Source organism: Streptomyces flavochromogenes (assembly GCF_000717595.1).
In the GTDB taxonomy this organism is placed as follows: Bacteria; Actinomycetota; Actinomycetes; order Streptomycetales; family Streptomycetaceae; genus Streptomyces; species Streptomyces flavochromogenes.
On sequence record NZ_JNZO01000003.1, the window covers coordinates 175,539 to 190,161 of the forward strand.

The window sequence follows — 14,623 nt, forward strand, 5'->3', positions numbered from 1 at the left end:
CGCGCTCAGCCTCCCTGGACCGCGGTGAGGACTTCCACCCGGTCGCCTTCGCCGAGCAACGTCGTCTCCCATTCGCCGCGCGGTACGACCGTCTCGTTGAGGGCGGCGGCGACCCCGGAGCGGGCCTTGGTCAGGGTCGCCACGAGGGCGTCGAGGGAGACGGGGCCGGAGAGCACGCGGGCCTCTCCGTTGACGGACACGTTCATGCGGGCTGCTCCTGACGTACGGGGGCGGGCGCGGGGGAGAAACGGCGGGGGGTGAAGGGGCGGGCCTCGTCGGGGAGGACCCCCGTGGTGAGCACCTCTGCCATGACGTCGCCGGTGACGGGGGTGAGCAGGACCCCGTTGCGGTAGTGGCCGGTGGCCAGATGCAGTCCGGGCAGGGCGGTGGGGCCGAGCAGCGGCGCGTTGTCGGGCGACGCGGGGCGCAGGCCCGCCAGGGTCTCGGTCAGCGGCAGCTCGGTGAGACCGGGGACGAGTTCGTGGGCGTCGCGCAGCAGCTCGTACACCCCGCCCGCGGTCACCGTGGTGTCCCAGCCGAGCTCCTCGCTGGTGGCGCCGATGACGAGCTCGCCGTTCTCGCGGGGCACCAGGTAGACGTGGCTGCCGCGGACGACTGCCCGGACCGTCCGGGAGAGGAAGGGGGCGTACGGGGCCGGTACGCGCAGCCGCAGCACCTGGCCCTTCACCGGGCGCACCGGCGGAAGCACCTCGTCCGGCACGCCCGAGAGACGGCCGCTCAGGCTGCCCGCGGCGAGGACGACCTGGTCGGCCGTCAGTTCCCCGCCCCCGGCGAGCACGACACCGCGCGCCCGGTCCCGTACCACCGTCAGGCTCCGTGCGCGGTCGTGGTGGAAGACCACCCCGGCCCGTTCGCAGGCGACGAGGAGCGCGGCGGCGAGCCGGCGCGGATCGACCTGGTGGTCGCCGTCCACGCGGAGCCCGCCGCGTACCCCCGGGGCCAGCATCGGTTCGAGGCGGCGGCACTCGCGGCCGCTGAGCCACTCCGAGGTGAGCCCGCAGCGGGTCTGCAGGGCGTGCAGTTCGCGCAGGTGGGCCCGGTCGTCGGCGTCGAGGGCGACGGCGAGGGTGCCGCAGGCGCGGTAGCCGACGTCGTGGCCGGTGGCCTCCTCCAGCTCGGTGACGAACGCGGGATAGCGCGCGGCGGAGGCGAGGTTGAGCCCGAGGAGGGTCTCCTCGCCGTAGTGGAGTTCGGTGACGGCGGCGAGCATCCCGGCCGCGACGTGTGCGGCGCCGCCGCCCGGGCCCGGGTCGATCACGGCGGTGCGCAGGCCGCGTCGCGCGGCTCGCCAGGCCGTGACCAGGCCGATGATGCCGCCTCCGACGACGAGGACGTCGGTGCCGGTGTCGTGGGCACCGGCCCGGCGGACGTCGGTCGGACCCGCGTCGGGCACGGCGTCGTCCGGCACGTTCGCGGCGGATGCGTCGGCGTCCGGCACGTCCGCCCCGGACGCGCGGTCCTCGGGCGCATGGACTTCGGACACATGGACTTCGGAAGAACGCATGGGCGTCCAGCCCCTCCCTTCGCCGGCATGACCCGGATCAGGTTCGTACGGTCGGAGGCCGTCCCAGCCTCCCTCTCAGCCCGGTGCGTCCGGGCTCCCGCGAGTGCTTTACGCCCGACACACTAGCTTCCGTCTCCGGTGGGCCGCAGACCCCACCCTTCCTGACGGTCCGTCAGATGCGTAAGGTGGTCGGGTGAGCGAGCAGAAGCAGGCACAGCAGCACGTCGTGATCGTCGGCGCCGGGATGGCGGGCGTCCAGACCGCCGTCGCCCTGCGCGAACGGGGTTTCACCGGCTCCGTGACCCTCATCGGGGCCGAGCCCCACCAGCCCTACGACCGGCCCCCGCTCTCCAAGGCCGTCCTCCTCGGCAAGGCCGAGGGCTCCGCCTTCGACGTCGACTTCGAGGAGCTCGGCGTGGAGCTCCGCCTCGGCCTCGACGTCACCGGGCTGCGCGCCGACGACCACGAGATCGACACCGAGGCCGGGCCCGTCGCGTACGACACCCTGGTCGTCGCCACCGGCGCCCAGCCGATCACCCTGCCCGGCACCGAAGGCGTCCCCGGGGTCCATCTGCTGCGGACCCTCGACGACGCCGTCCGCCTCGGACCCGTCCTGGAGCGCCGGCACAACGTCGTGGTCGTCGGCGCCGGATGGATCGGCGCGGAGTTCGCCACCGCCGCCCGCGAGGCCGGCTGCGCCGTCACCGTCGTCGAGGCCGCCGACCGCCCCCTCGCCGGAGCCCTGCCCGCCGAGGTCACCACCCCCATGGCCGAGTGGTACGGCGAGAACGGCGCCGAGCTCCTCACCCACGCGCGCGTGGACATCGTCGAGCCGGGCAGGGTCGTCCTCGCCGACGGCCGCGAACTGCCCGCCGACGCCGTCGTCGTCGGCATCGGCGCCCTCCCCGCCACCGGATGGCTCACCGGCTCCGGGATCGCCCTCGACCCGAGCGGCGCCGTCACCGCCGACGAGCGGCTGCGCACCACCCTGCCCGACGTGTACGCCGTCGGGGACTGCGCCTCCTTCCCCTCCGCCCGCTACGGGCGACGCCTCCTCGTCCACCACTGGGACAACGCGCTCCAGGGCCCCCGCACGGTCGCCGCGACGATCACCGGGACCGGTACGGGGGAGGACTCCGGGCCGTACGACCCCGTCCCCTACTTCTGGTCCGAGCAGTTCGGCCGCTTCGTCCAGTACGCCGGGCACCACGCGGACGCGGACGAGCTGCTCTGGCGCGGCGATCCGGCGGAGAAGACCTGGTCCGTGCTGTGGCTGCGCGCCGGGGTCCCGGTGGCCCTCCTCGCGGTCGGCCGCCCCCGCGACCTGGCCCAGGGCCGCAAGCTCATCGAGACGGCCGCCCCCGTCGACCCCACGCGTGCGGCGGACCCCTCCGTCCCCCTGAGGGCGGCAGTCGCATAGGGCCCGACTACCGAGTGTCAGTCCGGGATGGCAGGCTTGTCCTGTGACCGAGATTGACGTAAAGATCGATGCGCTCGTCCCCGCCTGGCTCTATGTGCCCGACATCGCGGAGATGCTCGATGTCGAGGTGACGCGCGTGCGGCAGCTGATCAAGGACGGTCAGCTCATCGCCGTGCGCCGTGGAGAGAACAACGCCCTGCAGGTCCCCGCCGCCTTCATCCAGGGCGACAAGATCGTCAAGGGTCTCGTCGGGCTCCTGACCGTGCTGCGGGACGACGGCTTCACCGACGAGGAGATGCTGGAGTGGCTCTTCACTCCGGACGAGAGCCTGCCGGGCACGCCCGCGCAGGCGCTCAACGAGAACCGTGGCACGGAGGTGAAGCGCCGCGCCCAGGCGCTCGCCATCTGACGCGCCACCGCAGGACACCATGAGCGGGCGCCGCGGCGACCGGCCCCACGGCCGGGCCGCCGCGGCCCCGCGCCACCGACGCGGGGAACCCCGCGCCGCACCGCCGGGGTACCGCCCCGCGACACCCACGGGGAGCGACCCCGTGACACCGACGGGGGGAACCACCCATGCCCACGCCTCGTGAGCTGCTCGCCGACGCCCGGCTCTACCTGTGCACCGACGCCCGGAAGCGCCAGGGCGACCTGCCCGCCTTCCTCGACGCCGTGCTCTCCTCCGGCGTGGACATCGTGCAGCTCCGCGACAAGGGCATGGAGGCCGGTGAGGAGCTGGAGCACCTCGCCGTCTTCGCCGAGGCCGCCCGCCGGCACGGGAAGCTCCTCGCCGTGAACGACCGGGCCGACGTCGCCCACGCCATCGGCTCCGACGTGCTGCACCTGGGCCAGGGCGACCTGCCCGTGCCCGCCGCCCGGGCGATCCTCGGCGGCCCCGACGACGTACTGATCGGCCGGTCCTGCCACGCCGAGACCGAGGCGGCCGCGGCCGCCGTCGAGCCCGGCGTCGACTACTTCTGCACCGGACCCTGCTGGCCCACCCCCACCAAGCCCGGCCGGTACGCGCCGGGCCTCGGCCTCGTGCGGTACACGGCGGGGCTGGCCCAGGACCGCCCCTGGTTCGCCATCGGCGGCATCGACGAGACGAATCTGGACGAAGTCCTGGACGCGGGTGCGCGCCGGATCGTCGTCGTCCGGGCGATCACCGAGGCCGACGACCCGGCCGCCGCGACGGCCGCCCTCGCCAAGCGGGTCCGGGAGCGCGCGGGGGAGTAGGCCCTCCGCCCGGCGGCTCGGGACCCGTGGGGCGGCCCTGGACCGTCGGAGATTCGTCCAGCGATCCGCCCCGCCGACTGTCCAAAACTGTGTCCACCACTCGGACGGCGTTCACGCACCTCCGCGCAGCCCGTCTAACCTGCCCGTATGGCCCTTGGTACCGCTTCCGTCCGTTCGGACCGCGCCCGCACGGTCCGCGAGATCCTCGCCTCCGGCGGCACGTCGTACTCCTTCGAGTTCTTCGCGCCCCGGACCGAGAAGGGCGAGCAGGTCCTCTGGAACGCGATGCGCCGCGTCGAGGCGGTCGGCCCCAGCTTCGTCTCCGTGACCTACGGCGCCGGCGGCTCCACCCGCGGCGGCACCGTGAAGGCCACCCAGAAGATCGCCTCCGACAGCACGCTGACCCCCGTCGCCCACCTCACGGCCGTCGACCACTCGGTCGCCGAGCTGCGCAACATCCTGGGTCAGTACGCCGACGCCGGCATCCGCAACATGCTCGCCGTCCGCGGCGACCCGCCGGGCGACCCGCTGGGGGAGTGGGTCGAACACCCCGAGGGCGTCACGTACGCCGCCGACCTCGTCCGGCTGATCAAGGAATCGGGCGACTTCTGCGTCGGCGTCGCCGCCTTCCCGGAGATGCACCCCCGCTCCCTCGACTGGGACACGGACATCCGGCACTTCGTGGACAAGTGCCGCGCCGGTGCCGACTACGCGATCACCCAGATGTTCTTCGACCCCGAGAACTATCTGCGGCTGCGGGACAGTGTCGCCAAGACGGGCTGCGAGACCCCGATCATCCCCGAAGTCATGCCCGTTGTGAACGTGAAGACCCTCGGCCGACTGCCCCAGCTGAGCAACGCTCACTTCCCCGCGGATGTGAAAGAGCGCATCCTCGCCGTCAAGGACGATCCCGCCGCTGTACGCTCCATCGGTATCGAGTTCGCGACGGAGTTCTGCGCGCGGCTGCTCTCCGAGGGTGTCCCCGGACTGCACTTCATCACGCTGAACAGCTCCACCGCGATCGAGATCTACGAGAATCTCGGACTGCACCAGCAGTCGTGACCGGTCGTACCCGCCCCGACCCGCGGCGGTGACCGTGGAGAGGGGCGGCGGGGCATGGGGTGGACGGTCCTCTACATCGCATTCGGCGTGGTCGCGCTGTGGCTGCTGGGGGAGGTGCTCCTCCAGTACAAGGCGCGACTGCGCTGGCGGGTGCTCGCCTTCTGCGGCTTCCTCGGCGTGGTCCTCGGCGTCCTGACGTCCCTGGTGGCGGTCATCATCGCCGGGGCCGTCGCCTTCGCCGTCGGCCAGACCTATGTGACGCTCTCCTTCCGCCGCGGCTTCTCCACCGGCTGGGCGCTCGGCGGCAGCCCCGGCGCGAGCCGTCGCCGCAGGTCCGCCCCTCCGGCGCAGGCCGGGCCCACCCTTGAGGTCACCGAGCTCTCCTACGAGGCCGAGGACACCCCGTACGCCGGACCGGAGGGGGCCGGGGATCCGTCCGCCGCCGAGAGCACCGCGGTCTACGAGCCCCTGCCGATGCCCGAGGACACCGGCCAGTACGGGGTGTACAGCATGGGCCAGGACCCGGCCCACGGTGCCTCCCAGACCCCCGGCACCGGCTACGAGACGGGCTACCAGACCGGATACGACCCCTACGCGCCCTCGTACGAGCAGCAGCCCGCCTACGACTACGGCCAGGGCGCCGGGCAGCAGCAGTACGCCGCCTACTCCGACCCGTACATCGGCCCCGGCACGGACGGCCAGCAGTACGGCTCCTACTACGGCGACCCGTACGCCGCCTCCTACAGCTACGACACCCCGCCCGGCGGGGTCTGGGTCCCGCAGCAGCGAGACACCGACCAGCCGCCCCAGCCGCAGCAGCAGGGACCGGGCCAGTACGGCTACGAGCCGCACCCGGACGACCAGCAGCAGTACCGGTACTGACCGACCGTGGGGCCCGGCGCGTCCGCCGGGCCCCACGTCCGTCTACCGGGAGCCGCGGAACTCCGCGCCCTCCACGATGAACCCCGCCACCAGCGCGCCCGACATGCCCGCGTGGGCGAGCCCGCCGCCCGGGTGGGACCAGCCGCCCGCGAACCAGAGGCCCGGCAGCGGCGAGCGGTTGCCGGCCGGGAGCAGCCGTCCACCGGCCCCGCCGAGCGCGGGCCCCGGCACCTCGGCGACGCCCGTCTCCCGCCGTACGTCCTCCGGGGTGCGGACGTGCCGCCACAACAGCCGCTCCGGCAGCCCCGGGGCCGCGTGTCCGGCCGCCTCGACCATCCGCTCGGCGAAGTCCTCCCACGCGGCCGCGTCCCGCTCCGGAGACGTACGGACGGTCGCCGTGACCGTCACCGACTCGTGGTCCGCGTCCGGGCGCAGCGCCGGGTCGTCCGGGCGCAGCACCGTCACTGTCGGCCGCCCGCCCGCCGCGTGGACGACGGTGCGGTGGACCGCCTCCGCCTCCCGGGGGCCGCGCAGCGCCAGACAGACCGTCACCCGGCTGGTTCCGGTGACCTGGTGGTGCGGCCAGTCGTCGCCGTCGCCCCACTCGACGACGTGATCGCGGTAGAGCGCGGGCACCGGGGCACCCGAGACGACATGGTCGGCCTCGACGGTCGCGCCGCCCGCCAGGCGCACCCCGACCGCCCGGCCGTCCTTCTCCAGGACGTCCTCCACAGGCGTGTCGAAGACGAACTCGACCCGCCGCTTCCGGCAGCGCTCGTACACCGCGTCGGCGAGCGCCCGCAGGCCCCCGCCCACGTACCAGCTGCCGAAGGTCTGCTCCATGTACGGCAGGACGGCGGCCGACGCCGGGGCCGTCGCCGGGTCGAAGCCGTACGACCACGCGTACGCGTCGAGCAGGGCGGCGAGCCGGGGGTCGCGCAGCTCCCGCGCCCCGACCTGCGCGAGCGTCGTCGTCGGGCGACGCAACAGGCCCGCCTTCAGGGCCGGGTACGGCTCACGGGCCAGCGGCGCCCGGTCCGACGGCTGCGGCTCCTCCAGGAGCGGGCGGCGGGTGCGGTCCCAGGCCTCGCGGGCCCGGACCAGGAAGTCGCCCCAGCGCTCGCCCGCGCCGGCGCCGAGTGCGGTGTCCAGGGCGGCGACCGTGCCGGCCCGGGAGGCGTTCGGCAGGTCCACGCGGGTGTCGTCGGCGAAGACATGACGGCTCGCCGGGTCGACCTGCGTCAGCGTGACGCACTCCTCCAGCGGTTCCCTGCCGGTCTTCACGAACAGGTCCCGGTACACGGCGGGCAGGTGCAGCAGCCCCGGGCCGGTGTCGAACGCGAACCCGTCGCGCGCGAAGCGGCCCACGGCCCCGCCGTACGTCGTGCCCCGCTCGTACACCGTCACCCGGTGGCCCGCCACGGCCAGCCGGGCCGCCGCCGCCATGGCGCCGAGTCCCGCGCCGATCACCACAATCCGTGCCATGCCGCCGACTTTATCCGGCACCTCGGACGGTCCCGAACGGGCTCAGAAGTGTTCCGAACCGTCGCCGGACGACGGCCGGGCGCGGGCGCGGGCCTCCACGTCGGCGAGCCGTCTCTCCTCGCGCCGCTGCGACCTGCGGCGCAGGAAGCGGCGGATCCGTCGGGCGAGGAAGATCAGTATCACCAGGCCGCCGATGAGCAGCACGCCCGCGATGCTCGCCGCCGCCACCGGATGGAAGAGCGCGAAGGTGACGATGGCCGCCACCCCGAGGTCCTCCGCCAGGCTCAGCGCGACGTTGGAGAACGGCTCGGGCGTGGTGTTGACCGCCATCCTCGTCCCGGCCTTGACGAAGTGGCTCAGCAGGGCCGTCGAACCGCCGACCGCGCCCGCCGCCAGCTCAGGCAGCGAACCGTTCTGCCCGGCGAGCAGGGCGCCGACCACGGCCCCCGCGATCGGCCGGATCACCGTGTGGACGGAATCCCATATCGAGTCGACGTACGGGATCTTGTCCGCCACCGCCTCGCACAGGAAGAGCACGCCGGCCGCGACGAGGACATCGGTGCGCTGCAAGGACTCGGGCACCTCGTCGGTGAGCCCGGTCGCGCCGAAGACGCCGAACAGCAGGACCACCGCGTACGCGTTGATCCCGCTCGCCCAGCCGCTGGTGAACACCAGGGGGAGTACGGACACGCCCGCGATCGTAACCAGTCTGAGTATCCGTACCTAGGGGGCGAGATGAGTAGGTGCGCGGATGAGTCCAGGCCGCCGAGACGGAAGAGTGGAGTCCACGGAAGGGGCGTGGCTCCGGGAACCGCCGACACGGGGCGGCGGAACCGGGCCGCGTGCCTGCCGCAACGGGGCACGGGGGTGTCACGGGGGATGTACGGCGAAGGCCGGTTCGGCGAGGCTCGGGGGGATCGAGCCTCGACGGACCGGCCTTCGCCGCTCCCCGGGACAGGGCCTAACGGCCGCCCACGCGGCCGTGCAGCAGCCGAGAGAGCGCCGCGTGCACGTCGTCGAGCGAACGCTCGCTCTGGAACGCCTGCCAGTCGAGCGCCGCCACGAGCACCATCCCGACCAGCGCCGCCGCCGTCAGCTGGACGTCGATCTCGTCGCTCAGCTCACCGCCCGCGACCGCCTCCCGCAGTACTCCCTCGACCACCGCGACCGCCTCCTGGCGGACCACCAGGAGCGTGGAGTTCCAGGCCCGGTTGGTGCGCCAGAGCTCGGCCACGTACAGCTGGGTGAAGGCCGGGTAGCGGTCGATGAAGACGAGACCCGCCCGGATCATCGCGTCCAGCGCGTCGACCCGGCTCCCGCCGCGCCCGGCGGTCTCCTCGGCCGCCGTCCGCAGCGAGGCCGTGAGCAGCGACACCCCGTGGCGCAGCAGCTCCTCGAAGAGCTCGGTCTTGCTCTTGAAGTTGTAGTAGACCGTGCCCTTGGCCACGCCGGCCCGCTCGGCGATCTCGTCCACCGTCGTCGCGGAGAAGCCCTGCTCCGCGATGAGGGTGACGGCCGCCTCGTAGAGCTTCGCGCGCGTGGCCTGGCGTCGGGTGCTGCTGCTGTCCATGGGGTCGATTCTCACAGGTGTCGCGGGTGTCACCGGCCCCGTCTCACAGGGTCAGTTCGGGGTGGAGCCGGTCGAGCGTCCAGACCTGCTTCCTGCGGGCGGACACGGCGGTCAGTGCCAGGGCGCCCAGGGTGAACGCGGCGAGCACCGCGCAGGCCTGCCAGACGGGCCCGATCCCGCCGCCCGAGATCAGCCGGCGCAGGGCCTCGACCACGTAGCTCATCGGCAGGAACGGGTGGACGGCGTTGAAGAACCCCGGACTGGTCTGGACGGGGTACGTGCCGCCCGCGGAGGTCAGCTGGAGCATCAGGACCGCGAGGACCAGGATCCGGCCGGCCGCGCCGAAGCGGGCGTTGAGCCACTGGATGATCGCGGAGAAGCAGCAGGTGACCAGGGCGAGGAAGCCGACGGTTCCGGCGGCGCGGTCCATCTGGAGGCCGAGGCCCCAGTGCAGGACCGACATGAGGGCCGCGACCTGGAGGACGCCGATCGCCGCCACCGGGAGCCAGCCCGCGAGGGCGATCCGCCAGGCGGAGCCGCCGGCGGCCAGCGCGCGCCGGTTCAGCGGCTGGATGATCATGTAGGCGACCATGGCGCCGACCCAGAGGGAGAGCGGGATGAAGTACGGGGCGAAACCGGTGCCGTAGTTGGGCGCCTTGTGCAGCGACTGGGAGGCCAGCTGCACGGGATCGGCCATGACCTCCGTACGCCGGTCGCGGTCCTGCTCGTCGTAGTCGGGGATCCGGTCGACCCCGTCCTTCAGGCCGGAGGCGAGGGTGCCCGAGCCGTCGGCCAGCTTGAACAGACCGCCGTCGAGGTCGCCCGCGCCCTTCTTGAGCTTGCCGACGCCGGTGTCGAGGCTCACGGAGCCGGTCTTGGCGCCGCTGATGCCGGTGTGCAGCTTCTCCGCGCCGGCGGCCACCTTCTTCGCGCCCGCGTTGAGCTCGTTGATCTTCCGGATGGCGTCCTCGACGTCCTCGTCGAGGTGCGGGGCGCGGCGGGCCAGCTCGTCGGCCTGCTTCGTGAGCTTCTCGAGCCGCGCGTCGAGGGTCTTGAGGTCGCTCGTGCTGTTCTTGGTCAGTTCGTGCACGTCGTCCGCGATCGTGGCGACCTCGTCGGCCGAGACCGAGGCCTTCTTGAGGTTGGCGCAGATGGTGGGGAACTGGGTGGCGGCCCCCGGCTTCGCGACGCACTCCTCCTGGTGGATCCTGGCCAGCTCGTCGTCGGCCACATGGGCCGCGCTGCGGACCAGCGGGGCCCGCCTCACCAGGTCGTCGAGGTTGTTGCGGGCGGCGGTGGCGGAGTCCGAGACGAGCCGGGCGGTGTCGCGGATCGACCTGCCGTTGTTCGCCAGATAGGGGCGGACCTTGTCGGCGTTGCCGTTCACCTTGTCGGCGAGCGACTGCGTTCCGGTCGCGACCTTGCGGGATCCGCTCTCCAGGTCCTTGGCGCCCTTGTCGAGCTTCTTCAGGCCGGCGGCCAGGTCGCCGCTGCCGGCCTTGGCGTCCTTGAGGCCGTTCGCCAGGTCCTTCGAGCCCTTCTTCGCCTTGTCCACGCCCTGCTTGAGGTCGCCCGCGCCCTTCGCCGCCTTCGCGGTGGCGTCGTGGATGTCGGAGAAGGAGATGAAGATCTTGTCGAGGAAGGTGCGGGAGGACTTGGTGGACGCCGCGGTGCGGACCTCGGAGAACACCGTCCGCGAGATCTGGCCGACGATGTAGTTGTTGGCGTCGTTCGTCCGCACCCGCAGGGCGCCGGTCTCGGGGGCGTCGCCCGAGCTGGAGGCGATGCGCGAGCTGAAGTCGCCGGGCATGGTCAGGGACAGGTAGTACGTGCCGTCCTCGACGCCCTCGCGCGCCTCGGCGTCGCTCACCTGGTGCCAGGCGAAGGTCTTGCTGTCGAGCAGCCCCTTGGTGATGTCGTCACCGGCGTTGATCTTCTTGCCGTCGGTGGTGGCGCCCCGGTCCTCGTTCACGAGGGCGACGGGGATCTTGTCGAGCCTGCTGTACGGATCCCAGAACGAGTACAGGTACAGGGCGCCGTACAGCAGGGGCAGCAGCAGGATCGCGACGAGCGCGGCGCGCGGCAGCTTTCCCCTGCCGAAGCGCTTCAGCTCAAGCGCGGCCAGTTTCGGCGAGCGCATCGGCCGCCCCCTCCTCGGTCGTGTCTTCGGTGAGATCGCCGTCGGCCTCGTCGGCCTCGTCGGCCTCCTCGGCCTTGCCGGGCACCTGGGCCTCGTTCGCCTTGGTGTCGGCGTCGGCGTCGGCGTCCGTCTCGGCGGCGGTGCCTGCGGCGGTGTCGGCCTCGGCCTCGGCCTCGGCCTCGGCCTTGGCGTCGGCGTGGGCCTCGGCCTCCGCGTCGTCGGTGCGGGTCTCGGTGCCGCGCGCGGTGCCGGCCGCCGCCTCGTCGGTGGGGGCGTCGAGGGTGGTGATCCGCAGGGCGCCCTCGGGGGCCTCGCTGCAGACCGCCAGGACGGTGGTCCCCGAGTCGGCCACCGAGCGCAGCAGCGCCCAGGCCTCGGCGCGGTCGGCGTCCGAGAGCTTCAGGTCCGTGTCGTCCACGGCGAGCAGCCGGGGCGTGCCGATCAGGGCCAGGGCGATCGAGAGCCGCAGTGCCTCGAGCCGCTCCAGATCCCGTACGGAGGTCCGCTCGCCCTTCGGCAGGGAGGCCAGGTCGAGCCCCGCGGCCGCCACGGCCTCGTCGATCCGGGCCCGGGCCGACGCGCGCCGCTCGGACGGGCGGCGCAGGAACGTCCGGACGGAGCCGTCGAAGCGGCTCTGGAGCAGGGCCCGCTCGCCCAGGTGCTCGGCCACCGTGAAGGCGGGGTCGAGCTCGCTGACACCGGGGACGTGCCCCAGGGCGCTGATCCGGCGCACCGCGGCCATCTTCCTGGGCAGCGGCAGACCGCCGATCTCGGCGGTGCCCTCCTTGGCCTTCATCCGGCCGGTGAGGGCGAGCAGCAGGCAGGTGCGGCCCGAGCCCGAGGGCCCCTCGATCGCCACCAGCGTGCCAGGCCCGGCCCGGAACGAGACCTTTCTGAAGGCCCAGCCGCGCGGCCCCTTCAGTCCGAATCCGTCCGCGACGACGGCGGCGCCGTGCGGCCGCTCCTCGGCTTCCGCTCCCACGGGTCCACCCCCCGATTCCCCTTTTTGAACTGACTGGTCAGTGCAAAAGTTACCCCCGAGTCGGCTTCTCAGGCAAAACCCCAGGTCACGGGGATTGTCAGTGGGGGCGGGCACGATGGACACATACGGCCACGAAGCCGTCACGCGACGACAGGAGGACTCGTCATGGCAAGCCCTTCCGCAGCAGCCGCGCCCCGCCGACGCCCCACCCCCGCGCAGGCGGGACCCGCCTCCGACATCCACCCCGTCCCGCGCGCCGCCGCCCCGCCGGCCGCCCTCGACCTCCTCGCCAAGGCGCGTGCCGGACTCGCCGAGGCCGCCGCGCTCGACCGCCCCCACGAGCGGTACGCCGCGGCCCACCTCGCCGCCCTGCGGGCCGCCGCCGCCGTGCTGGCCGCCCGGGCCAGGCCCGAGACCGGGCCCCGCCGCAGACAGCGGATACGGAGCGCCTGGGAACTCCTGGCCGGGCTGGCGCCCGAGCTGACCGAGTGGTGCGCCCTCTTCGCCTCCGGGGCCGAGCGCAGGGCCCGCGCCGAGGCCGGGATCGCCGGCGCGGCGACCCGGCGCGAGGCCGACGACCTGCTCAGGGACGCCGCGTACTTCCTGCGCCTGGTCGAGCGGCTGCTCGCCCTCCAGCCGGTGCTGCCCCGGCAGCCGGGCGCGGACGAGGCGGGCGGCTGACCTCGGCGCGGGCCCGGGGGTGCGCCGGCGATCGGGCCGGGCTCGCGGCGTGATCGGCAAGGCACCCCCCAGGCCATAGGGTGGGGGCGTCCGTACCCGTCACCGAGGAGTCAACAGCCGTGCCGGACCCTTCCCCTGTCTTCGGTCGAGAGGCGACCTCGCGCCCGTCGCGCGCCTCCCTGCGTACCGCCGTCGTCTGGGACGTCCTCAAGGACGCCCTCGACCGCCGGGTCGAGGCCACCGGGAAGGACAGCCTCGACGTCCTCGACACCGGCGGCGGCTCCGGGAACTTCGCGGTGCCGGTCGCCCGCCTCGGCCACCGGGTCACCGTCGTCGACCCCAGCCCCAACGCGCTCTTCGCGCTCGAACGCCGGGCCGCCGAGGCCGGGGTCGCCGATCTCGTCACCGGCGTCCAGGGCGACATCAGCGGCCTCTTCGACGTGGTCGGGCGCGAGAGCTACGACGCGGTGCTCTGCCACGGCGTCCTGGAGTACGTCGACGACCCCGCCGAAGGCGTACGGAACGCGGTCGCCGCGCTCCGGCCCGCCGGCAGCCTCAGCCTGCTCGCCGCCGGACTCGGCGGCGCGGTCCTGGCCCGTGCCCTCGCCGGGCACTTCACCGAGGCCCGGCACGCGCTCTCCGACCCGGCGGGCCGCTGGGGCGCGGGCGACCCCGTACCCCGGCGCTTCACCGCCGAGCAGCTCACCGAACTGGCCGACGGGGCCGGTCTGGACGTCGGCGCGGTCCACGGTGTCCGGGTCTTCGCCGACCTCGTTCCGGGCGTCCTCGTCGACACCGAACCCGGCGCGGCCGAGGCCCTGCTCAAGCTGGAGGCGGCCGCCGCCGAGCTGCCCTCCTTCCACGCCATCGCCACCCAGCTGCACGTCCTGGGCGAGAAGCGGGCCTGAGCTGGACGGCCACCCGTTCGGCGGTCCGGGCCGCGGCACTCCATGGAGTACGCCACAGCCCGCCCGATAACGGGCTCTGCCCCGTATGATCGGGGGACAGCATCCGGCATGACGGAGGAGGGCCTGGGGAATCAACGCCTCAGCAACCGATCCGCATGGCGGCCCGGATTGGCTATTCGGCATTGAGGGCGGGTTTCACGGGGGCGATTCCCTGCCTATCCTGAAAGGGCCGCAAACCGGTCGCCCCCGCGACCGACGACTAGGAGGACTCCGTGCCGCTCTCGGAGCACGAGCAGCGAATGCTCGAGCAGATGGAGCGAGCGCTGTACGCCGAAGATCCCAAGTTCGCGACAGCGCTCGAGGGAAGCGGACTGCGTACGTACACCCGGCGACGGGTCTACCAGGCAGTCGCCGGCTTCCTGGTGGGTATCGCGCTCCTCATGGCCGGAATGGTCGCACAGCAGATCTGGATCAGCGTGGTGGGATTCCTCGTCATGCTGGGCTGCGCGGTCCTGGCGGTCACCGGATGGCGCAAGGCGCCGAAGCCGGGCGAGCAGCAGCAGGCCACCAGGGGTGGGACGACGGCCGGTGGCCGTCAGACCCGGCAGCGACGCTCCATGATGAACCGGATGGAAGAGCGGTGGCAGCGCCGCCGCGACGAGCAGCAGGGTGGCGGCCACTGACGGCCCCCTGAGCGGAGGCCCCGCGCAACGCATCCGACCGAGCCCCGTG

General features: G+C 73.3%; 15 protein-coding genes and 1 riboswitch. Of the genes, 8 read left to right on the forward strand and 7 right to left on the reverse strand.

Annotated features, from left to right (window positions below; translation table 11 throughout):
- Positions 1-5: 5 nt before the first annotated feature.
- Positions 6-206 carry a sulfur carrier protein ThiS gene (gene thiS, locus IF00_RS0104565; protein ID WP_030314461.1) on the reverse strand — a complete coding sequence of 67 codons (201 nt, stop codon included), beginning with the start codon at positions 204-206 and terminating at the stop codon, positions 6-8.
- Positions 203-1,525, reverse strand: a complete 1,323-nt coding sequence (thiO, locus tag IF00_RS0104570) for a glycine oxidase ThiO (RefSeq protein ID WP_245234430.1) — start codon at positions 1,523-1,525, stop codon at positions 203-205. Before thiO ends, thiS begins: the two co-directional genes overlap by 4 nt.
- Positions 1,523-1,636, reverse strand: a riboswitch (TPP riboswitch). (Overlaps the previous gene by 3 nt.)
- Before the next feature lie 82 nt (positions 1,637-1,718).
- On the opposite strand from thiO, the gene IF00_RS0104575 reads away from it, so the two are divergent.
- The 5 genes from IF00_RS0104575 (at position 1,719) to IF00_RS0104595 (ending at position 6,125) form a co-directional block, all read left to right on the forward strand.
- Positions 1,719-2,945, forward strand: a complete 1,227-nt coding sequence (locus IF00_RS0104575; RefSeq protein WP_030314464.1) for an NAD(P)/FAD-dependent oxidoreductase — start codon at positions 1,719-1,721, stop codon at positions 2,943-2,945.
- Positions 2,946-2,988: 43 nt separating this feature from the next.
- Complete coding sequence (locus tag IF00_RS0104580; RefSeq protein WP_030314466.1) at positions 2,989-3,354, forward strand: Rv2175c family DNA-binding protein; 366 nt, start codon at positions 2,989-2,991, stop codon at positions 3,352-3,354.
- A 167-nt stretch (positions 3,355-3,521) separates the two neighbouring features.
- A complete protein-coding gene (gene thiE / locus IF00_RS0104585) occupies positions 3,522-4,181 on the forward strand; it encodes a thiamine phosphate synthase (protein ID WP_030314468.1) in 660 nt (219 codons plus the stop codon).
- Positions 4,182-4,328: 147 nt separating this feature from the next.
- Positions 4,329-5,243 (forward strand): methylenetetrahydrofolate reductase [NAD(P)H], encoded by a 915-nt coding sequence (gene metF, locus IF00_RS0104590; RefSeq protein WP_030314469.1) that lies wholly within the window; start codon positions 4,329-4,331, stop codon positions 5,241-5,243.
- A gap of 54 nt (positions 5,244-5,297) precedes the next feature.
- Positions 5,298-6,125 (forward strand): hypothetical protein, encoded by an 828-nt coding sequence (locus IF00_RS0104595; protein WP_030314472.1) that lies wholly within the window; start codon positions 5,298-5,300, stop codon positions 6,123-6,125.
- A gap of 42 nt (positions 6,126-6,167) precedes the next feature.
- On the opposite strand, the gene IF00_RS0104600 is transcribed toward IF00_RS0104595, so the two are convergent.
- The 5 genes from IF00_RS0104600 to IF00_RS0104620 form a co-directional block, all read right to left on the reverse strand.
- Complete coding sequence (locus IF00_RS0104600) at positions 6,168-7,610, reverse strand: phytoene desaturase family protein (protein WP_030314474.1); 1,443 nt, start codon at positions 7,608-7,610, stop codon at positions 6,168-6,170.
- A gap of 42 nt (positions 7,611-7,652) precedes the next feature.
- The gene (locus tag IF00_RS0104605) at positions 7,653-8,300 is read right to left on the reverse strand and encodes a DUF4126 domain-containing protein (protein ID WP_209439731.1); all 648 of its coding nucleotides are present in this window, start codon (positions 8,298-8,300) and stop codon (positions 7,653-7,655) included.
- Between the two features lie 271 nt (positions 8,301-8,571).
- A complete protein-coding gene (locus IF00_RS0104610; protein WP_030314478.1) occupies positions 8,572-9,180 on the reverse strand; it encodes a TetR/AcrR family transcriptional regulator in 609 nt (202 codons plus the stop codon).
- 43 nt (positions 9,181-9,223) lie between these two features.
- Positions 9,224-11,320 carry a YhgE/Pip family protein gene (locus tag IF00_RS0104615; RefSeq protein ID WP_030314480.1) on the reverse strand — a complete coding sequence of 699 codons (2,097 nt, stop codon included), beginning with the start codon at positions 11,318-11,320 and terminating at the stop codon, positions 9,224-9,226.
- Positions 11,292-12,302: an ATP-binding cassette domain-containing protein gene (locus IF00_RS0104620; protein ID WP_030314482.1), complete on the reverse strand. Its 1,011-nt coding sequence runs from the start codon at positions 12,300-12,302 to the stop codon at positions 11,292-11,294. The genes IF00_RS0104615 and IF00_RS0104620 overlap by 29 nt, the downstream gene beginning before the upstream one ends.
- 165 nt (positions 12,303-12,467) lie before the next feature.
- Between IF00_RS0104620 and IF00_RS0104625 the strand changes: the two genes are divergently transcribed.
- From IF00_RS0104625 to IF00_RS0104635, 3 genes are all read left to right on the forward strand, one after another.
- Complete coding sequence (locus tag IF00_RS0104625) at positions 12,468-12,983, forward strand: SAV_6107 family HEPN domain-containing protein (RefSeq protein WP_030314484.1); 516 nt, start codon at positions 12,468-12,470, stop codon at positions 12,981-12,983.
- Between the two features lie 119 nt (positions 12,984-13,102).
- Positions 13,103-13,891, forward strand: coding sequence for a class I SAM-dependent methyltransferase (locus IF00_RS0104630; RefSeq protein WP_037637496.1), 789 nt, complete (start codon positions 13,103-13,105; stop codon positions 13,889-13,891).
- A gap of 272 nt (positions 13,892-14,163) precedes the next feature.
- Positions 14,164-14,574: a DUF3040 domain-containing protein gene (locus IF00_RS0104635; RefSeq protein WP_030314489.1), complete on the forward strand. Its 411-nt coding sequence runs from the start codon at positions 14,164-14,166 to the stop codon at positions 14,572-14,574.
- Positions 14,575-14,623: the final 49 nt, after the last annotated feature.